This window comes from Chloroflexia bacterium SDU3-3, assembly GCA_009268125.1.
Lineage (GTDB): Bacteria > Chloroflexota > Chloroflexia > Chloroflexales > Roseiflexaceae > SDU3-3.
This window is the reverse complement of record WBOU01000007.1, coordinates 204,915-223,968: the sequence shown is the minus strand read 5'-3', so window position 1 is coordinate 223,968 and position 19,054 is coordinate 204,915. Positions and strand designations below refer to the sequence as shown.

Below are 19,054 nucleotides of genomic sequence, written 5' to 3'. Positions count from 1 at the left end.
CCGGGGTCTTGGTTGGTGGGTGAATGCCCTATGCGGGCGGCGCCAAGGGCTACGCGCCCTTGGAACCCCGCCAGGGGAGTGGCCCTGGAGGCCAATCTTGGGTATTCCTATGCTGTCTCCTGGCGGCTGGTGTTCGCGCATATGGCCATCAAAACACCAGCGGCACCTTCGCCGCATGGGCCAGGTGGGGAGGGTGGTGCAGCAACCCCATGAGAGGACGTTATCCTCTTCGTGCCTTCGCGTCTTCGAGGTATTCGCCCCCTTTTGGACCTTGGTGTCTTGGAGTCTTGGTGGTAAAGAATCCCGAGCGGCCTAGCCCGCCTTCAGAGTCTCGGCCCAGAACAGGTCGACCTTCTTCTTCAGCAGCGCGTGCTCCTCACGCTCCAGCTTGGGGTCGAGGGCCAGCAGCCGCTGGGCCTCGCGGTTGGCCGCCACCAGCAGGCGCGTGTCGCCCAGGCGGGCCACCTTCAGGTCGGGCGTGCCGCTCTGGCGCGTGCCGAAGAACTCGCCGGGGCCGCGCAGCTGCAGGTCGATCTCGGCCAGCTTGAAGCCGTCGGTGGTCTGCTCCATGGCCTCTAGGCGCTGCTTGGTCTGCTCGTTCTCGCGGTCGCTCACCAGGATGCAGAAGCTCTGGTGCACGCCGCGCCCCACCCGCCCGCGAAACTGGTGCAGCTGGGCCAGCCCGAAGCGGTCGGCCCCCTCGATCAGCATGGTGGTGGCGTTCGGCACATCGATGCCCACCTCGATCACGGCGGTGGCCACCATGATGTCGTACTCGTGGTTGCGGAAGGCAATCATCACCTGATCCTTCTCCCTGGGCAGCATCTTGCCGTGGATGAGGCAGACACGCAGGTCGGGGAAGATCTCGCTGGCCAGCTTCTCGTACATCTCCTCGGCGGATGGCAGGTCGACCTTCTCGCTCTCCTCCACCAGCGGGCAGACCACATAGGCCTGGCGACCCGCCGCGATCTCCTTGCGCATGTGGCGGTAGGCCTTGTCGCGCTCCACGCTCGTCACCCAGCGCGTGCGGATCTCCTGGCGGCCCGGCGGCAGCTCATCCAGCACCGCCGTGTCGAGGTCGCCGAAGATGGTGAGCGTCAGCGTGCGCGGGATGGGCGTGGCCGTCATCACCAGCAGGTGCGGGTTGAAGCCCTTGTCCTTCAGGCGCTGGCGCTGCTCCACGCCGAAGCGGTGCTGCTCATCCACGATCGCCAGGCCCAGCGCGTGGTAGCGCACGCTCTCGGTGATCAGCGCGTGCGTGCCGATGATCAGGTCCACATCGCCGTGCTCGATCGCCGCCAGCACCTTGCGCCGATCCTTCGCACCTAGGCTGCCCGTCAGCAGCGCCACCCGCACGCCCTCGCCGCCCATATCGTCCTCGGGCATGATGCCCAGGATGCGCTTCATCTCATCCAGCGACAGCTCGCCCTCGACGGCGGCTGGGGTGGCGGCTTCGGCCAGCGCCTCTTTCTGGCGCGGGATGCGCACCCCGGCCAGCATCTTGCGCAGGCCCTTGTAGTGCTGCTCGGCCAGGATCTCGGTCGGGGCCATGATCGCGGCCTGGAAGCCGCCCGCCACCGCCTGCAGCGCCGCCGCCGCCGCCACCACCGTCTTGCCCGAGCCGACATCGCCCTGCAGCAGCCGCGACATCGGCACAGGCCGGGCCATGTCGGCGAAGATCGCCTCCAGCGCCCGCACCTGCGCGCCCGTCATGGCGAAGGGCAGCTTGGCCAGCAGATCCTCGTGGACATCCTGGTTGAACGGCATGGCGTAGCCGCGCTCGCCCTGCCACAGCACCTTGCGCTGCAGCACGCCCAGCTGGATGTAGAGGAACTCGTCGAAGCCCAGCCGGGTGCGCGCCTGCTCCAGCTGCTCCTTGCTGTCGGGGAAGTGCATCTGCTGCAGGGCCTGCTGGATGGGCACCAGCCCGGCGCTGGCGCACACGCTGGCGGGCAGGTGCTCCTGCACCTGGGGCACGGCGGCATCCACCACCTGCTTGATGATCCGGCGGGCGTTGCGCTCGATCAGGCCCTTGGTCAGCGGGTGCACCGGCACCAGCCGCCCGGTGTGAACGCGCTCGTCCTCGCTGTACGGCTCCCACTTGGGCGCGTTCATCTGGCGCATGCCCATGTAGCTGTCCACCTTGCCGCTCAGCACCAGCCAGTCGCCCTCGTGGATCTGCTTGGTCAGCCAGGGCTGGCCGAAGAAGGTCACCTTCAGGTCGCCCGAATCGTCGCCCACCCGCAGCTCCACCCCGCCGCGCCCGGTGCGCGTGCCGAAGCTGCGCACCTCGCTCACCTCGGCCACGATCGTCTCGGTCGCGCCGATCTCTAGGTCGGCGATCTGCTTCTGCGAGGAGAAGTCGTCGTAGCGGTTGGGGAAGTGGTAGAGCAGATCCTCGATGGTGCGCACGCCCAGCTTGCGGAAGGCGGCGGCGTTCTGCTTGCCCACGCCCGGCACCTCCTCCAGCAGCGAGGTGAGCGTGAGCGGGGCCTTGCGCGCGGGCGCGGCCTTGACGGCGGCCACCGGGCGGCGGGGGGCGGCGGGCGCGGCGGGGGCCGGGCGGAACATGCCCAGCAGCGTGTCGATCGCCACATCCACCCTGGCCCGCCGTGTGGCCACGTCGAAGTCGGCGTAGCCGCCCAGCAGCTCCAGCACATGCTGCACCGGCTCGTTGGCCAGCGCGGCCTCGGCACCCGCGCCCCACTGCGCCAGGTAGCGATCGAGGCCGTCTCCTAGCGCGGTGTCGGCGTAGCCGCCCAGCTGCTCCTGCCGCAGCGCCTTGCCCAGCGCGATGATCTCGTCTTTCCCGTCCATGTGTCCTACCCACAGAATCCGAACATATGCGCGTCTCGCTCTATCATACCAAATCTTGGCCGCCTCGAAGAGCACTTTTTACCACGAAGACACGAAGGCACGAAGATTCTTTACCACCAAGGCTCCAAGTATTGGAAAATGGGGCAATTCCATTATTGTGGCTGGCTCGCTCCGGTGGGAATTATGGCCAGCAGCTCCCGTTTACGCCTTCGTTAGAAAATTATAGTCTGGGGAAACGCAGTCATTTATCGTAGAAACGCGCCAACAACAAGCGCGAGAGCACCCGCCCTCGCGCCTTCTCTTCTCTGTTCCCCTTCGTGCCTTCGCGCCGTCGTGGTTAATCGGTTCCCCTACTCCACCAGCAGGCCGCCGATGCCCAGCGTGCCGGGGCCGACGTGGGTGCCCAGCGCCGGGCCAGCCTGGATGAGGCCGATCTGCTCGCGGGGCAGCATCCCGGCGGCGGCGCAGGCATCGGCCAGGGCGGCGGCGGCGGCGTGGTCGGTGGTGTAGACCACGCTTAGCGCGGCGTAGCTGCCGCGCGCGCGGGCCAGCTCGATCAGGCGCGGCGGCATGCGCTTGGATGTGCGCACCTGCTCCACCGGCAGCACCTCGCCCTCGCGCACCTCCAGAATGGGCTTCACGCTGAGCATGGTGCCCAGGAAGGCCCGCAGCGGCCCGATGCGCCCACCTTTCTCCAGGTAGCGCAGTGTGTCCAGCCCGATCAGCAGCACCGAGCGGGCGCGGCGCTGGTGCACCAGCGCCACCAGATCATCCATAGTGGCCCCCTGGCTGGCCGCGCGGGCCGCCAGCAGCGCCAGCTCGGCCAGCGGCGCGATCACCGTGCCGCTGTCCACGCATACGATCTGCGCGCCATCCACCAGCTGGGCGGCCTGGCGCGCCGCGCTGTAGGTGGAGGAGAGCCGCCCCGAGAGGCTGATCGATAGCACCGCGTCGCCGTTGGCCGTCAGGCTGCGGAAGGCGTCGGCGAACAGCCCGATCGGCGGCGACGATGTCTGCGGGATGGCCGACGAGGACACCAGCCGCTCGTAGAACTGGTGGCGCGGCAGGTCGGTGTCGCGCACCGTCTCGCCGCCCACGCTCACCAGCAGCGGAATGACCGTGATGCCAGCCTCGGCGGCGACATCGGCGGGCAGATCTGCCCCGCTATCAACAACGATGTGGATCACCCTTCCCCCCTCGTGCCGCTCGCGGCGCTAGAACTCGCGCTTGACCATCATCCCCTCGATGCCCTCGAACACCGCCACGCCCATCGCGCCCGGCCCAAGGTGCGCCCCGATGCTGGGGCTGAACTGCATGGTCTGCACGCGGTCGCGCGGGAAGATCGGGTCGACCTTCTCCATGAACTTCTCCACGTCCTCGGGCGTGGTGGCGTACATCGCGATCACCTCCTCCACCCTAGGGAAATCCTCGACGAAGGTGTAGAGGCCCTCAATCGCCTTGGCGCGGGTGCGGGTGCGCTCGTAGGGCACGATCTCGCCCTCATCCAGCAGCATCAGCGGCTTGATGCGCTGCATCGAGCCGAGCACCGACTGGGCCATGGCCAGCCGACCGCCGTGCTCCAGGTGCTCGATCGTATCTACGAAGAACACCATATGGCAGTGCTGGATCAGCTGGTTGATCAGCTGGGCGCAGGCCGCAGGCTCGATGCCGTCGCGCACGGCGCGGGCCGCGTGGATGGCCACCAGGCCCAGCGCCATGGATGCCAGCTTGCTATCCAGCACCTCCAGGCGCGTGGCCGAGGCGGGCAGCCGCGACTTGGCCTGCTGGGCCGCGTGCAGCGTGCCGCTCAGGCGGGCCGAGGTGTGGATGGAGAACACGTAGTCGTAGTCGCCGGCCAGGCGGCGGTAGATCTGCTCGAACACCACCGGCGGCGGGGCGGATGTGGAGACGCGCTGCTTGCTGTCCTGGAACAGCTGGTAGAACGGCTCGTTGGTGATATCCAGGCCCGAGCGGTAGGTCTGATCGCCCACGTGGATATAGATCGGCACGATCTCGATCCCGAGCTCGTGCGCGAGGCCAAGCGGTATATCCGAGGCGCTGTCGGTGACAATTTTAATCTTTGCCATGGTAGGCTCCTTCTATTCGCGCGGTCGCCGCGCCAGGTGCTGGCAGCGGCCAGCTGGATCGCGGGGCGGCTGGCCACTGCCAGCGGCGGTGCGATCTGCGCGGCGACACCGAGCTATGTTTCGCCAGGGTTGCCCGATCTACTCGGCGGCGATAATGTAGTTATACAGCGACTGCCCGCCCTCCTGCACCTCCACCGAGGCCAGATCGGGGAACTGTTCCTGAAGCGATTGTGACAGCGCCTCCGCCGCATCGCGCGGCGTCTCTTTGCCATAGTATATCGTCACCAGCTCGCGGTTGCCGAGGTCGAGCGCGCGGGCCAGCTCGGCCATGGCCTGCTCGGCGGTGTCGCTGGCCACCACCAGGTCGCCATCCACCAGCCCGATGGTCTGGCCGGTGCGCACGGCGATATCCTCCACCGTGGCGTCGCGCACGGCCACCGTCACCTCGGCGGTGATCACAGCGGTACTGGCCGAGGTCATGGCCTCGGCGTTCTCGCCCAGGTCGGCCTGGAAGTTGTAGCCGAACATGGCGGCGATGCCCTGCGGGATGGTGCGAGTGGGCACCACATGCACCTGCTTGGCGCTCAGCTCGGCGGCCTGGCGGGCGGTCATGATCACGTTGCTGTTGTTGGGCAGGATGACCACCTGCTGCTGGGGCAGCTGGTCGATCGCGGCCAGCAGATCCTCGGCGCTGGGGTTCATCAGCTGCAGCTCCGAGATCACGCGGCCCACGTGCAGGCTGCGGAAGATCTTGGCGAAGCCATCGCCCTGCACCACGGCCACCACGCCCACCTGGCCCAGCGCCTCATCCTCGGGCGAGGCATTGCCCTGCGGCGTGCTGTCGGCGGCAGGGGCGGTGTGGGCGGCGGCGTGCAGCTGCTCGCGCTGCATGTCCATGTTGGTGATCTCGATGCCGGTGAGCGCCCCGAAGCCGATGGCGTAGTTCAGGGCCTCGCCGGGGCGCAGCATGTGGATGTGGACCTTCACCAGCTCCTCGTCGCCCACGATCACCGCCGACTCGCCCATGGCGGCCAGGGTGGCGCGGAACTCGTCGAAGGGGATGCCCTGGCCGCGCACGATAAAGTTGGTGCAGTAGCCAAAGTCATCGGGGCCGTGGATGTCCTCGAACGACATAGCCGAGGCGGCCACGGCGGTGTGCCCCGCGTCCAGCGCCTCGCCGTAGGCATAGCGGCGCATGCCCTCGAACAGGATGGCCAGCCCCTTGCCGCCCGAGTCGACCACGCCCGCGTCGCGCAGGGTCTTCAGCAGCGTGGGCGTGCGCTCCACCGACTCCTCGGCACCGCGCACGGTGGCGGCCAGCACCTCGGCCACCGTCGCGCCTGCTGCTGCGGCGGCGGCGCGCGCGGCCTCGCTGGCCTCGCGGATGACGGTGAGCATGGTGCCCTCGATCGGCTTCATCACCGCCTTGTAGGCCGTGGCGCTGGCCTGGGCCAGGGCGTCGGCCAGGGCCTGGCCGTCCATCGTCTCGTGGCCGGCCAGGCCCAGCGCCATGCCGCGCAGCACCTGCGAGAGGATGATCCCCGAGTTGCCGCGCCCGCGCATGATCGCCCAGTAGCGCACCCTATCGGCCACCGCCGCGCACGACGCATCCGCCGCGACATCCTGCACCGCGCCATTCATGGTCAGGGCCATGTTGGTGCCGGTATCGCCATCTGGCACCGGAAACACATTCAGCGCGTTGATCATATCGGCGTGCTGTTCGAGCCAGCGCGCCCCGGCGCGAAACGCCGCCAGCAGCTGCTCGCCAGTCCACGCCGCGGCGTGGTCGGCAGCCAGGCCCCGCCCCCCGACTAAATTGCTCATGTAGCGTCATCCTGCATCTGAAGGCCCTGGATCCGAACATTCACCTCGGCCACGGGCATACCTAGGGCGTGCTCGACCGCGTAGTGCACGGTGTCGCGCACGTTGCGCGCCACCTCGGCGATACGGGTGCCATAGGCGACAATAATATACAGATCAATGATAATGGCGTCGCCGCGCACGTGGACATCGACGCCCTTGTGCGCATCCTGCCTGCGCAGCACGTGGGCCACACCCTCGGCCAGGTTGCGCGGGGCCATGCCCACCACACCATAGGCGGCACCCACTGTCTCGGCAGCGATAGTCGCGATAGCACGCGGGGCTACCTCGATCTTCCCTGCGGGCAGCTGCCGCTGATTAGCGACATTCACATGCTCCATAGCTGCTCCATGTGTTTGCCAATCAGGGAACCATGTGGTATATTGCCACACTAGTGCTGAAAGCAAAACTCATTGAATTGCTCGGCCTACGCCGAGGAGGTTATTCTACAATGGCTACCTGTGAGATCTGCGGCAAGAAGCCGGTTTTTGGTCGAAGCATCCAGCACCAGGGTGGTGGTGGTTGGTTCCGCCGCGCCCCCAAAACCAATCGCCTCTTCAAGCCGAATGTCCAGAAGGCGACCCTTACCCTCTCCGATGGCGCTCAGGTGCGAGTCAAGCTCTGCACCAAGTGCCTTAAGACGATGACCAAGGCTCGCTAGTACGGCTGACAAAAAAAGCACAGGCCAGGTCCTTCGGGATCTGGCCTGTTTGTTTATCGCAGGATCAGGCCGCAAAGCGGTAGTCATTATAGCGGATGGTATGATCGGGTGCAATAGGCAATTTCACCGCCCGCCGCCCGTATCTACCAGCACCACTCGATCCAGCCCAGCAAGGTCGCGGTAGACCTCGACCGCCGCGCCTGGGAAGGCGGCCCGCGCCAGCGCGGCCACCGCCGCGCCCTGGGTGTCGCCGATCTCTAGGATGACCACGCCGCCGGGGGCCAGCCGGGCGGGCGCGTCGGCCAGCAGCCTGCGGTAGAGGTCGAGGCCGTCGGGGCCGCCATCCAGCGCCAGGTGCGGCTCGTGCCGCCGCACGTTCTCGTCGATATCGGCCAGGATGGTGTAGGGCGGGTTGCTCAGCAGCAGATCCACGGGCTGGCCCAGCGGCCCCAGCAGATCGCCCTGGGCCAGCCGCACCTGGGCGCCCAGCCGGTGGCGGGCCACATTGCGCGCCGCCACCGCCAGCGCCGCCGCCGAGAGATCCACCGCCAGCACCCGCGCCGCCGTGCAGTTGGCGGCCACCGCCACGCTGATGCAGCCCGTGCCCGTACCGATATCGGCCACATCCACCTGGCGAGCGCCGTCGCGCACCATGCGCCGCGCCGCCGCCAGGGCCAGCTCCACCAGCAGCTCGGTCTCGGGGCGCGGCACCAGGGTGTCGGGCGTCACCTCGAAATCTAGCCCGTAGAACTCGCGCCGCCCGATGATATAGGCCACCGGCTCCAGCTGCGCGCGCCGCTGCACCATGCGCTCGAATGCGGCCTGCTGCTGGGGGGTGGGGGTGTGCTGGGCCTCGGCCAGCACGCGGGCGCGGCTCCAGCCGCCCAGGGCCTCGGCCATCAGCAGCTCGGCATCGAGCCGGGGGGTGGGGCTGGCCGAGCCAAGCTCGGCGGCGGCCCAGGCCAGCAGCTGGGCCAGCGGCTGGGGGTTCGCTCTCTTCACCATGGTCTGCGCATCTCTCGGGTATGGCGGCACGCCAACGCGCCGCGCTCATCGGCCTAGTATAGCGCAACACACAGCGCGGGCGGGCAGGGCACCCTGCCCTGCCCGCCCGCGCCAGACAACACAACAAGAGCTACGCCTCGGTTAGCGCCTCCACTAGGCTGTCGGTGATCCGCGCCAGCGTGGCGTAGGTGGCCGGGTACACCAGCGACTCGCGCTCGGGCATGCCAGGCGACCAGCGGTAGCGCGCCAGCGTGGCGCTGGGCTGCGCGCCAGCCTGCAGCTCGATCTCCCAGTAGCTTATGTCATCTCCCTCGCGCAGCGGCGGCGAGGAGCGCAGCTGGGCCAATTGTGCCCCGCCATCCAGCTCCCACACCGCCAGCGGCTCTTCTAGGTAGCTCAGGGCGCGGGCGATCGAGGCCGCCTTGGCGCTCAGGAAGGCGCGGGCGTCCTCGCCGGTGTCGGGGCCGCAGGCCACCGTCAGGGCGCGCATGGTGGCGCTGTAGCGGTCGAAGTCGGTCAGGCGGATAGTGGCCTGGCCGCGCTCGTTCTCCACTGTGATGACGTTGCCATACTGCATATCAGCATCAAAGCGCTGCTTCAGCTCATCGCGCAGCAGTTTTCCCAGAGTCATGCCATACCTCCATGGAGTGTGGCCAGCAGCCAGCTGGGCCTAGTCGAGCTTGCGCTCGGTGTAGTCGCGCCCGTCGAACGATATCAGGCGGCGCTTGTCCTCGATCAGCGACTCAAGGTGCACGGGGCGGGTCCAGATCTTGTGGATGTTGCGCATGGTCTCGCGGGCATAGTCCATCTTCAGATCCACCCCCTCGTGGCGGTGGCGCAGGTAGATCTCGCCGCGGTTGTTGTAGTTGCCATCCTCAACATAGATAAACGGCTGGCCGAAGTTTGTTAGGCGAAAGAGCAGCTTCTCCTTCACCTCTTTAAACTCGCGCGACGCGATCTCGTACACATCCGTGTCGCGGTTATAGCGGAAGCTGAACAGCTTGTGCTCAAGGCAGAACTCGGGGGTCAGGAACTCGTCAATGAAGGTCACGTCGTTGTAGAAGCGCCGGATATCGAACAGCTTCTGCCGCCCGATCCCCAGGTTCTTATCCCACTGCTTCTTGGCAGCGATATCCTCACACTCCTCATACTCCTTGCCGAAGCGACCCTTGTTCCAGCGCTCCTCCACATCGCGCAGCAGCTCTAGCCCCAGCTTGTAGGGGTTAAGCCGCTGCTGGCTAGTGGCAACCACGCCCGAGTGCAGGTCGGCGAAGCTGATCACCTCGTCGTCGCGCAGGGCCTTCTTGGTCATGATCTCCGAGTGCCAGAAGCTGTTGTGGTTGATCAGGCCCTGCGCCGCGTAGGCGTGCGTCTGCGTCACCGAGATGTCGTACACATCGGCGCGGCCCCGGCTGATCTCCACCACCTCATCGGTCCAGTCCTCGGCATCCGCCGCGCCGCTCAGCAGCAGGGCCTGCCGCCCCGCATCGCTGCAGCCGATCTGCTGGGCAAAAAGCCGCGCCGACGCACCCGCAAGCTCGCAGCGCCACCGCTGGCCCTCGCCCTGCGTGCGGGTGGAAAGGATGCCGAAGTTCAGCAGCAGCAGCTGGGCGTGCATGCTGGCCGTTTCGCCCAGGCCCTCCAGCGCCAGCAGGCCCGCGCCCACGCGCCCCAGCCCATCGGCCAGGCCGCGCAGGAAGGCCGCCGCCACCGCCCTTGGCGAGCGCAGGATGGCCTCGGGGATGTGGCCGCGCCCGGCGGTGTACGCCGTAAGGCCCAGGTGGGCCAGCAGCGGCAGCAGGCCGCGCCCGGCCAGGGCGGCCAGCCACAGGTCGCCGCGCTGGGCCAGCTCGGCATCCAGCCCCAGCGCGGCGCTGGCCAGGGCCGCGAAGCGCCGCGCCTGCACCAGCGTATCAAACGAGGCCGTCACCACACCGCTGGCCGCATCGATCTGCCCGGCAGCGGCCAGCGTTCCCAGCAGCGCGGCAAATGGCGCATCCACATGCGCTGGAGCGCGCACCCCGCGCGTCGCAGGCGCGGACACCGCCACACCGCCGCGCGGCCCGGCCTGCCACAGCGCACCAGGCGCAGGCTCCACCGGCTGGATCTGGTCCGCCCAGCGCCCGCCGCGCTCGGCTGGCGCATCGGGCCACAGGTCGGGGCCAGCGCTCACACGCAGCCGCGCGCCCTCGGCCAGCGCATCCAGCCGCCGCCACGCGCCATCGGCCAGCAGCACACGGTGCGTCGCCGAGCCATCCAGCACAAAGCCGCGCCGCGTGCGGATGCGCACTGTCTCGCGGTCGGGCAGGTGCGCCCAGTCGTACACGCGCTGGCGCGCCGCGCCGTCGTGCACCGTGGCGTCCATGCGCTGCTCCACCACCTCGCGCATGGGCAGCAGGCCGCGCTGGGTGTAGATCCGCGCGTTGGCGGTGAGGCAGGCCCAGCCCTCGTTCAGGATCTTGGTCATGCCCTGGGGCGCGAAGTAGTAGGCCTCGTCGCGGATGATCTCCAGGATGGTGTGCTGCCAGCGCTCCAGCGGCGCGTAGGTCATCAGGAACAGCAGGATGTCCTTCTGCGGGCTCTCGGGGAAGCGCCGCGACTTCGCCTCCTCCTCATCCATGCGCCGCTGCTGGGCCGCTAGGAACTCGGGCGGGTTGATGTAGCCCTTCATGTAGTCGCGATCCACCCGCAGCCCGCGCGCCACCTGGGGGTCGTCGTCATCCATGATCGGCTGCTCGGACTGCGACTCGTGGCGCTTGATGTAGGGCGCGTGGTAGTCGATCAGGTTTTCCAGCGAGAGGCAAGTGTCGATGAAATCCTCGACCACATCGTAGCCGTAGCGGTCGATGATGCGCTGGACGCGCGAGGCGTGGTTGGCCATCTCATCCAGCATCTTGCGGTTGGTGTGGGCAAACCACATGTTGTTCTTAAAAAAATCAACGTGGCCAGTGACGTGCGCCATCACCATCTTCTGCGTCACATGCTCGTTGCCCTCCAGCAGGTAGGCGTAGGAAGGGCTGGTGTTGATCACCATCTCGTAGATCGTCGACCCCAGCCACACGTGGCCCTTGATCAGCTGGTCGAAGTCCATGCCAAACCGCCAGTGGGGGTAGCGCGTGGGGAAGCCACCGAGCGCTGCTGTCTCGTAGAGCGTCCGGTAGTCGAGCACCTCGAAGATGATCGGGTAGAAGTCAAGGCCGTAGTGCTTGGCGTATCCTTCTATCTCTTCCCATGCGGCCTGGAGTTCGGGGGGGAGGCGGGTATTTTTCATATTTATGAGGGCTGAGTGTGCGGGGCGAGGGCCGCAGCATACCCGCTGCCATACCTAACCCGACACCCTCAGCATACTACTTGCCTTTTCCAAGGAACGCCTTGATCGCATCGTAGATATCATCCCGGTCGGCAATCTCCGAGACCATCAGGTTCTCCTCGCGGCCCAGGTACTCCTCTAGGTCGTGGGCGAATCGGCCCGAGCCGTAGAGCGAGCGCACCTGGCCATAGCAGAACTGGTTGGATTTGGGCAGCAGGTAGCTGCGCAGCAGGTCCACGCACTCGCGGGTATCGCCGCCGCCCCAGTTGTCGCCGTCGGAGAAGTGGAAGGGGTAGATGTTCCACTCATCCGGCGGGTAGCGCTCCTCGATCAGCTTGATGCAGAGCTTGTAGGCCGAGGAGATCTTGGTACCGCCGCCCTCGCGCAGGTGGTAGAACGTGTCCTGGTCGACCTCCTTGGCCGCCGCGTCGTGCACGATATAGCGGATGTCGATCTCCTTGTACTGCGAGCGCAGCCAGGTCTCGATCCAGAAGGCGGTGATGCGCACCAGCTCCTTCTGCTCGCTGCCCATGGAGCCAGAGACATCCATCATGTAGATGATCACGGCGTTGGACTCGGGCTGCTGGGTCACCTTCCACGAGCGGTAGCGCATATCCTCGCGGATGGGCACGATCACGGGGTCTTTGGCGTTGTACTCGCCCGAGGCGATCTGGCGACGCAGCGCCTCGCGGTAGGTACGCTTGAAGTGGCGCAGCGAGTCGGGGCCGACCTTGCGGATGCCGGAGTAGCGATCCTTCTGCGAGATAATAGTCTTGCGGCCCTTGGGCTGGATGTTGGGCAGCTGCAGCTCCTCGCCGATGATCTGGGCCAGCTCCTCGATGGTGATGTCCACCTCGACCACGTGCTGGCCAGGGTCGCTGCCGGCCTGGCCCTGGCCGGGCTGGCCGTCGCCCTGGCCGATCGGGTCGCCCACATCGCCCTCGCCCTGGCCCACGCCGCCGCCCTGCTTCGAGCCATAGCGAAACTGCGGGATGTCGATCTGCGGCATGGGGATGGAGACATAGCGCTTGCCCTGACGCCCGATCATCTCGCCCTGCGACATATACTTGCGCAGGTCTTTCTTTATTTTTCCTCGCACGATCTGGCGAAACCGGCCCAGATCGCGCTCAACACGACGCATGGACATACGTTTGCCTTCAGCCGAGGCCAGGGCCGGGGCTAGTGGCGTGCGCTCCCTTGCGCCGAGCACCAGCCCCCGCCCGCGCCCGCGACCCTAATTCTTGGTGTCGCCACGTGCGAAGATACTGGCCACATAGTTCAGCACATCGGTCGCGCTCTGGTCGTTGTAGCCGAAATCGCGGATGAGGCGCGACTTGACCACGTCGATCTTCTCCTGGGTGTCCTTATCGATCACGCGCGATACCAGCGAGGTCAGCTTGATCGAGTCCTTCTGGTCCTCGAACAGCTTCAGCTCCAGCGCCTTGTGCAGCCGCTCGTTGGTCTTGTAGTCAAAGGTCTTGCCCTCGATCGCCAGCGCGCCGATGTAGTTCATGATCTCGCGGCGGAAGTCATCCTTGCGCGACTCGGGGATGTCGATCTTCTCCTCGATCGAGCGCATCAGTCGCTCGTCCGGCTCTTCCATCTGGCCGGTGAACTTGTTGCGCACCCGCTCGCGCTGGGTGTAGGCCTTGATGTTGTCGATATAGTTGCCGCACAGCCGCTTGATCGCCTCCTCGTCGGCGGAGATCGCGCGCTGCACCTCGTTCTTGACGATCTCGGTGTACTCTTCCTTCACCACCGAGAGCAGATCTTTGTAGCGCTTGCGGGCCTCTTCGTTGCTGATCAGTGCGTGGTTCTTCAGGCCGCTCTCCAGCTCGTTCAGCACCATGAAGGGGTTGATATAGCCATCCTGCTGGAACGAGACCAGCGCGTTCGAGATCTTGTCCTGGATGTAGCGGGGCGAGATGCCCTCCATGCCCTCGCGGTTGGCCTCTTTGCGCAGCTCCTTGATGTTGTCCTCGGTGAAGCCGGGCAGGGTCTTGCCATTGTAGAGCTTCATCTTCTGCAGCAGCGTCAGGTTCGGCTTCTTTGGCTCCTCCAGGCGGGTCAGCACCGCCCACATAGCCGCCACCTCCAGGGTGTGCGGGGCGATGTGCACCTTCACGCGCTTGCGGTTGAAGTCGCGCTCATAGATCTGGATCTCATCGCGCAGGCGGGTGATGTAGGGGATGTCGATGCGCACCGTGCGGTCCTTGAGCGCCTCCATGAACTCGTTGTTCTCCAGGCGGCGGTACTCTGGCTCGTTGGTGTGCCCGATGATCACCTCATCGATATCGGTCTGGGCGAACTTCTTGGACTTGATCTTGTGCTCCTGCGATGCGCCGAGCAGGTCGTACAGGAAGGCCACATCGAGCTTGAGCATCTCGACGAACTCGATCACGCCGCGGTTAGCGATGTTGAACTCGCCATCGAAGTTGAAGGCGCGCGGGTCGGAGTCCGAGCCGTAGATCGCGATCTTGCGGTAGTTGATGTCGCCGGTCAGCTCGGTCGAGTCCTGGTTCTTCTCATCCTTGGGCTGGAACGTGCCGATGCCCATGCGGTCCTGCTCGCTGAAGATCAGGCGGCGCACCCGCACATGGCGGATGAGCTTGCTCCAGTCGCCCTTGTAGCGCAGCATCAGGTCTTTGAAGTTGTAGCGGCAGGCAGGGCAGAGATCGCCCACGATCGACACCTGCTCATCATCGGGCTTGCCCGCGTTGAAATCGGCCAAGAAGCGCTCGCGCAGGTCGCGGGGGATGAGCCGCAGCGGATCCTCGTGCATGGGGCACGGCTCCCACTCCTCCTGCGCCGCGCTGGCATAGTCCCAGCCCTTGCCGTCGGGGATCTCGCCCATGTACCAGTCGAAGGTGTAGAGCGCGCCATCCTCGCGGCGCGAGTAGTGCTCAAGCCCGCGCTTGAGGCGGCGCACGATCGTGGATTTCGACGAGCCGACCGGGCCGTGCAGCAGCAGCACGCGTTTCTCGGTGCCGTAGCCCTTGGCCGCGCCCTTGAAGAAGTTCACCAGGCGCATCAGGGGAATCTCAAGCCCAAAAATAGCGTCGTTCTGATCGAAGGATGTGTCGCTGAAAAACCGGTAGCGGATGAGGCGCTTCTTTGCATCAACAAACTCTTCGCTGCCATACGACATGATCATGTCGTAGATTCGCTGGAAGGCGTTGCGTGTCACCTTGGGGTCCTGAGACACGATGTCGAGGTAGTCTGCAAATGCGCCGCTCCAGTTGAGCTCCTGGAAGGTGCGCTGATCCTGCAGCTCGCTGATCGACTGTAACAACGCCGAGCCGGTCTGAACTGTCATCGAAAGCCTCCTGACTACTGCCACACTCACCTGCATACCGAACGAGAGGTATGCCAAGTGAATCACAAGTGACCGCCGACCCAGCGGGGCTGGGTACTGTCTGGCAGTCCTGCAAATGTGCCAATCGTCGTTCGCGACGCGTCCTGGCCCGTAGTGGCACCGTTGATCCGAGAACCAAGTTAGGGTTCGGTGGTGTCACAATTCTTACAGAGGTGGGCTCTGTGCGGGCTGGGTAGGTGCAAGTATGCGGCTCTGCGTCGGTGCGAAACAACCGCTATACAGCTTGAGACTTGGGATCAATCGAGGGAGGCCCGGTATACCGGGTGTCTGGGAATTATAGCAACCTGAAGAACGTGCGTCAAGGGTGTGGATAGCGCATTCGTACTACTTTTCACGTTCGTGTGCCATAGTACGTGGGGATGGCGGGGGCCGGATGCACAAAAAAGCGGCCAGCGGCATCGCGCCGCTGGCCGCCGTGCGGGGCGCAGATCAGGCGAAGGGCAGCGGGCCGATCTTCTCGCGCAGGCCCGACAGCTCCTGCTGCTGCTCGTAGAACGCGCCGATCCGGCGGTACTTGTCGTAGCGCTGGCCCAGCAGCACATCCAGGCCCAGCTTGTCGAGGTCGGCAAAGTGGCGGCGGATGTGCTCGCCAACCGCGGCGATAGCGGCCACGTGGTCGACATGCGCGCCGCCCTCCGGCTCGGCCACCACGGCGTCGGCCACGCCCAGCTCGTGCACGTCGCTGGCGATGATCCGCATGGCCTTGGCCGCATCGGGGGCCTTGGATGCGTCGCGCCAGAGGATCGATGCGCAGCCCTCGGGGGTGATCACCGAGTAGATGGCGTTCTCCATCATCAGCAGGCGGTCGGCCACGCCGATGGCCAGCGCGCCGCCCGAGCCACCCTCGCCGATGATCGTGGCGATGATCGGCACGCGCAGGTTGGTCATGGTCATGATGCACTCGGCGATGGCGTTGGCCTGGCCGCGCTCCTCGGACTCGCGCTCGGGGTCGGCCCCTGGGGTATCGATGAAGCAGAGCAGGGGGATGCCGAACTTCTCGGCGTGGCGGAACAGCCGTAGCGCCTTGCGGTAGCCCTCGGGCTTGGGCATGCCAAAGTGGCGCTGCACGTTCTCGCGGGTGTTGCGGCCCTTCTGGTGGCCGATCACCATCACGGTGCGGCCATCGAAGCTGGCCAGCCCGCCGACGATCGCCACATCGTCGCCGAAGCGCCGGTCGCCGTGCAGCTCGACGAAGTTCTCGCACAGACCGCGGACAAAATCTAAGGTGTGCGGGCGCTGCACATTGCGCGCAAGCTGCACACGATCCCAGGTAGAAAGCGTTTCAGTGGTCTCTAGTGAGGTCATTCAAACTATCCTTGTCGCGATCTGCAGGGCCGCATGCACCTAGGGCGTCTGGCGCTCGGCCAGGGCTGGCTCCAGCGTGGGGAGCGCGGGCACGGCGGTCTCTTTCTGGCTGTAGAGCAGCAGCAGCCGCGAGAGCACCGGGCGCAGCTCGCCGCGCGGCGTGACCATGTCGACCATGCCGTGCTCGTACATATACTCGGCGGTCTGGTGCTTGGCGGGCATCTTGCCGCCGATCGTCTGGCTCACCACGCGGCTGCCGGCAAAGCCGATGTTCGCGCCAGGCTCGGCAATGATCACGTCGGCCACCGAGGGGTAGGAGGCCAGCACGCCGCCGAAGCACGGGTCGACCAGCAGCGAGATGTGGGGCTGGCGCACCGCGTGCAGCCGTGTGAGCGCCATGCTGATCTTGGCCATCTGCATCAGCGAGATCACGCCCTCTTGCATGCGCGCCCCGCCGCTGGAGTTGATGGTGAGCAGGGGGATGCCCAGCTCGGCGGCGCGCTCGGCGGCGCGGGTCATCTTTTCGCCATAGACGCTGCCCATAGATGCGCCGATGAACGAGAAGTCGCAGATGGCGATCGCCAGCTGCAGGCCGTCGATCGTGCCCACGCCGCTCACCACCGCGTCGGCCTGGCCCAGGCGGGCCTGCACCGTCTGCAGCTTGTCGGCGTAGGTCTCTTTGGGCGACACAAAGCCCAGCGGGTCGGCGGGCCACAGATCGGCGTCGTATTCGACAAACGAGTCTGCATCAAGCAGGCCCAGCCATTCTGCTGGCACCAGACGCATATGATGGCTGCACTTGGGGCAGACCTTCAGGTTATCGAGCAGCTGCTTCTGGTAGATAAGCTCGCGGCACGATGGGCATTTCACCCATAGATTCTCAGGGATCTGCGGCTCGTCCTCGCGCTGCGAAGGCGCAAAGCTCTTTTTATTCCGCCGGAAGAATTCTTTCATCGATATGGCTCCTGGTGCAAACACGTGGCCATTATACCACGCATGCTTTCGCGTACAATGTGCTATCCGCCACAAGCGCGCCGCCGCCACTGTGAGCGGATTGTCACCTAACTTCACACGCTATGGTATTGGGGCCATGGATTTTGATACCATGGTTGTGTAATGGGTTAAAATCCTAACAGCAACCCAGCTAAGGCCCAAGCGTATCTGCACGATACAAGGCCATACTGCTACCTAATCACGATTTCAGGCTTGCACAATAATACAGGTTATCATATGATGAGGTTTGATGAGCGTGCACGCAGGATCTAAGCGCCCGTGCAGTAATGGAGTCCGCACACATGGAATATCTTCCCTTCATTATTGGGGGTCTCGGCATCGTCCTCGCCGTCCTCTTTATTATGCAGAGGCAGCGCAAGAAAACGGATGAGGTACTTCCCCCGCCAGACTTTGGCCAGCCTATAGATTACACCAACCCCGACATCAAAGAGCCAGAGACCCTGGGCACCCGCATCCGCAACGCGCCCATGGCTGCCAAGGTGCTGCTGGGCGTGGCCCTGGTGCTGCTGATCGGCACGATCATCGTGCTGGTCAACATCCTGCAGCCCACATCGCAGCCGCCGCTGACGCCCACGCCCGAGCCAGCCAGCATCACCGAGGTGAGCGCCACGCTCAGCAACCCGACGCGCATCCTGGTGCAGGCCAACACCAACATGCCCGGCGGCACCCAGGTGACAGCGCAGCTGCTTGAGGATGGCCAGCCCTTCGCTTGGTTCACCCCCGAGACCGCCACCGGGACGGTCGCTGGCGGCAAGATCCAGATCAACCTGAGCAAAAACCCGAGCGCCCCCACGCCCAGCAAAAATAAGGCCTACACCATCGCCCTCAGCGCGGCTGGGGCGGATGGCGCGCAGGTGAGCGCCGACGCGGCCACGCTGACCGTGCCACAGATCTACAGCAACGATTTCTACGCCAGCGCCACCACGCCGACGCCCAAGCCCACTGCCAAGCCCACCGCCACCGTCAAGGCCACCGCCGTGGTGAGCGCCACCGCCACCACAGCGCCCACGCCCACCGCCACATCCACGCTCACCGGCACAGTGCGCAATGGCGGCAACGTGCGCGATCAGCCGAACTTCAACGGCAAGGTGCTGGATCAGAACAACGCCTTCGAGGTGGTGACGCTGATCGAGAAGAGCAAGGACGGCGTGTGGTACAAAATGACCAACCCGCGTGGCACGACGGGCTGGTTCAGCGCCTCGCTGCTGACCGTCGCCCCCGAGGTTGCGGCCAAGGTTCCCGTGGAGGGCAGCGCGCCCGCCCCCGAGCCGACCATGGAGCCGACGCCCGCGCCCACCGCCAGCGGCAATACCCCCCCGCCCACACCCGCCAGCACGGGCAGCCAGCTGACCGGCTATGTCTGGAACGGCGGCAACCTGCGCACCGCGCCCAGCACCCAGAGCGACGTGGTTGACCAGAACAACGCCGGCGAGACTGTGGTGCTGGTGGCCAAGAGCGCCGACGGCGCGTGGTACAAGGTGACCAACCCGCGCGGTAAGACCGGCTGGTTCAGCGCCTCGCTGGTGCGGGTGGATGCCGGGGTTGCCGAGCAGGTGCCTGTCGGGCAGTAGCCAGCAGGTGGGAAGATACAGAAGGGCCGCAGCTCAACCGAGCTGCGG

At 65.8% G+C, this 19,054-nt stretch carries 14 protein-coding genes; 2 read left to right on the top strand and 12 right to left on the bottom strand.

The features are described from left to right. Window positions 1-312: 312 nt before the first annotated feature. From recG to F8S13_13890, 5 genes are all read right to left on the bottom strand, one after another. A complete protein-coding gene (gene recG, locus F8S13_13910) occupies window positions 313-2,817 on the bottom strand; it encodes an ATP-dependent DNA helicase RecG (GenBank protein KAB8142645.1) in 2,505 nt (834 codons plus the stop codon). 350 nt (window positions 2,818-3,167) lie between these two features. Then, window positions 3,168-4,004, bottom strand: coding sequence for a DegV family protein (locus tag F8S13_13905; GenBank protein KAB8142644.1), 837 nt, complete (start codon window positions 4,002-4,004; stop codon window positions 3,168-3,170). Between the two features lie 27 nt (window positions 4,005-4,031). Further along, window positions 4,032-4,904 carry a DegV family protein gene (locus F8S13_13900; protein KAB8142643.1) on the bottom strand — a complete coding sequence of 291 codons (873 nt, stop codon included), beginning with the start codon at window positions 4,902-4,904 and terminating at the stop codon, window positions 4,032-4,034. A gap of 138 nt (window positions 4,905-5,042) precedes the next feature. Beyond that, the gene (locus F8S13_13895) at window positions 5,043-6,728 is read right to left on the bottom strand and encodes a DAK2 domain-containing protein (GenBank protein ID KAB8142642.1); all 1,686 of its coding nucleotides are present in this window, start codon (window positions 6,726-6,728) and stop codon (window positions 5,043-5,045) included. Continuing rightward, complete coding sequence (locus F8S13_13890; protein ID KAB8142641.1) at window positions 6,725-7,105, bottom strand: Asp23/Gls24 family envelope stress response protein; 381 nt, start codon at window positions 7,103-7,105, stop codon at window positions 6,725-6,727. Before F8S13_13890 ends, F8S13_13895 begins: the two co-directional genes overlap by 4 nt. Window positions 7,106-7,215: 110 nt before the next feature. Here F8S13_13890 and rpmB point away from each other — a divergent pair, with 110 nt between their 5' ends. Continuing rightward, complete coding sequence (gene rpmB / locus F8S13_13885; protein ID KAB8142768.1) at window positions 7,216-7,425, top strand: 50S ribosomal protein L28; 210 nt, start codon at window positions 7,216-7,218, stop codon at window positions 7,423-7,425. Between the two features lie 123 nt (window positions 7,426-7,548). Here the strand turns inward: rpmB and prmC are convergent, their stop codons facing one another. The 7 genes from prmC to F8S13_13850 all read right to left on the bottom strand — a co-directional run bounded on the left by prmC (window position 7,549) and on the right by F8S13_13850 (window position 17,375). Then, entirely contained in the window at window positions 7,549-8,430 is an 882-nt protein-coding gene (prmC, locus tag F8S13_13880) for a peptide chain release factor N(5)-glutamine methyltransferase (protein ID KAB8142640.1), read from the bottom strand. A gap of 130 nt (window positions 8,431-8,560) precedes the next feature. Beyond that, window positions 8,561-9,061: a hypothetical protein gene (locus F8S13_13875; GenBank protein KAB8142639.1), complete on the bottom strand. Its 501-nt coding sequence runs from the start codon at window positions 9,059-9,061 to the stop codon at window positions 8,561-8,563. A 39-nt stretch (window positions 9,062-9,100) separates the two neighbouring features. Continuing rightward, on the bottom strand, window positions 9,101-11,701 hold the full coding sequence (locus F8S13_13870; GenBank protein KAB8142638.1) for a SpoVR family protein: 2,601 nt from the start codon (window positions 11,699-11,701) through the stop codon (window positions 9,101-9,103). A gap of 76 nt (window positions 11,702-11,777) precedes the next feature. Continuing rightward, window positions 11,778-12,887 (bottom strand): DUF444 family protein, encoded by a 1,110-nt coding sequence (locus tag F8S13_13865; protein ID KAB8142637.1) that lies wholly within the window; start codon window positions 12,885-12,887, stop codon window positions 11,778-11,780. Window positions 12,888-12,974: 87 nt separating this feature from the next. Beyond that, the gene (locus F8S13_13860) at window positions 12,975-15,056 is read right to left on the bottom strand and encodes a serine protein kinase (GenBank protein KAB8142636.1); all 2,082 of its coding nucleotides are present in this window, start codon (window positions 15,054-15,056) and stop codon (window positions 12,975-12,977) included. A gap of 489 nt (window positions 15,057-15,545) precedes the next feature. After that, window positions 15,546-16,421, bottom strand: a complete 876-nt coding sequence (locus F8S13_13855; GenBank protein KAB8142635.1) for an acetyl-CoA carboxylase carboxyltransferase subunit alpha — start codon at window positions 16,419-16,421, stop codon at window positions 15,546-15,548. A 39-nt stretch (window positions 16,422-16,460) separates the two neighbouring features. Continuing rightward, window positions 16,461-17,375, bottom strand: a complete 915-nt coding sequence (locus tag F8S13_13850) for an acetyl-CoA carboxylase carboxyl transferase subunit beta (protein KAB8142634.1) — start codon at window positions 17,373-17,375, stop codon at window positions 16,461-16,463. 341 nt (window positions 17,376-17,716) lie between these two features. Here F8S13_13850 and F8S13_13845 point away from each other — a divergent pair, with 341 nt between their 5' ends. Then, on the top strand, window positions 17,717-19,006 hold the full coding sequence (locus tag F8S13_13845; protein KAB8142633.1) for an SH3 domain-containing protein: 1,290 nt from the start codon (window positions 17,717-17,719) through the stop codon (window positions 19,004-19,006). The last annotated feature ends 48 nt before the right edge of the window (window positions 19,007-19,054 follow it).

What these genes read in the sequence shown, in the direction of transcription:
- recG (KAB8142645.1), bottom strand. Translation starts at nt 2,817, where the DNA reads ATGGACGGGAAAGACGAGATCATCGCGCTGGGCAAGGCGCTGCGGCAG.
- F8S13_13900 (KAB8142643.1), bottom strand. Translation starts at nt 4,904, where the DNA reads ATGGCAAAGATTAAAATTGTCACCGACAGCGCCTCGGATATACCGCTT.
- F8S13_13895 (KAB8142642.1), bottom strand. Translation starts at nt 6,728, where the DNA reads ATGAGCAATTTAGTCGGGGGGCGGGGCCTGGCTGCCGACCACGCCGCG.
- F8S13_13890 (KAB8142641.1), bottom strand. Translation starts at nt 7,105, where the DNA reads ATGGAGCATGTGAATGTCGCTAATCAGCGGCAGCTGCCCGCAGGGAAG.
- rpmB (KAB8142768.1), top strand. Translation starts at nt 7,216, where the DNA reads ATGGCTACCTGTGAGATCTGCGGCAAGAAGCCGGTTTTTGGTCGAAGC.
- prmC (KAB8142640.1), bottom strand. Translation starts at nt 8,430, where the DNA reads ATGGTGAAGAGAGCGAACCCCCAGCCGCTGGCCCAGCTGCTGGCCTGG.
- F8S13_13875 (KAB8142639.1), bottom strand. Translation starts at nt 9,061, where the DNA reads ATGACTCTGGGAAAACTGCTGCGCGATGAGCTGAAGCAGCGCTTTGAT.
- F8S13_13870 (KAB8142638.1), bottom strand. Translation starts at nt 11,701, where the DNA reads ATGAAAAATACCCGCCTCCCCCCCGAACTCCAGGCCGCATGGGAAGAG.
- F8S13_13865 (KAB8142637.1), bottom strand. Translation starts at nt 12,887, where the DNA reads ATGTCCATGCGTCGTGTTGAGCGCGATCTGGGCCGGTTTCGCCAGATC.
- F8S13_13860 (KAB8142636.1), bottom strand. Translation starts at nt 15,056, where the DNA reads ATGACAGTTCAGACCGGCTCGGCGTTGTTACAGTCGATCAGCGAGCTG.
- F8S13_13855 (KAB8142635.1), bottom strand. Translation starts at nt 16,421, where the DNA reads ATGACCTCACTAGAGACCACTGAAACGCTTTCTACCTGGGATCGTGTG.
- F8S13_13850 (KAB8142634.1), bottom strand. Translation starts at nt 17,375, where the DNA reads ATGAAAGAATTCTTCCGGCGGAATAAAAAGAGCTTTGCGCCTTCGCAG.
- F8S13_13845 (KAB8142633.1), top strand. Translation starts at nt 17,717, where the DNA reads ATGGAATATCTTCCCTTCATTATTGGGGGTCTCGGCATCGTCCTCGCC.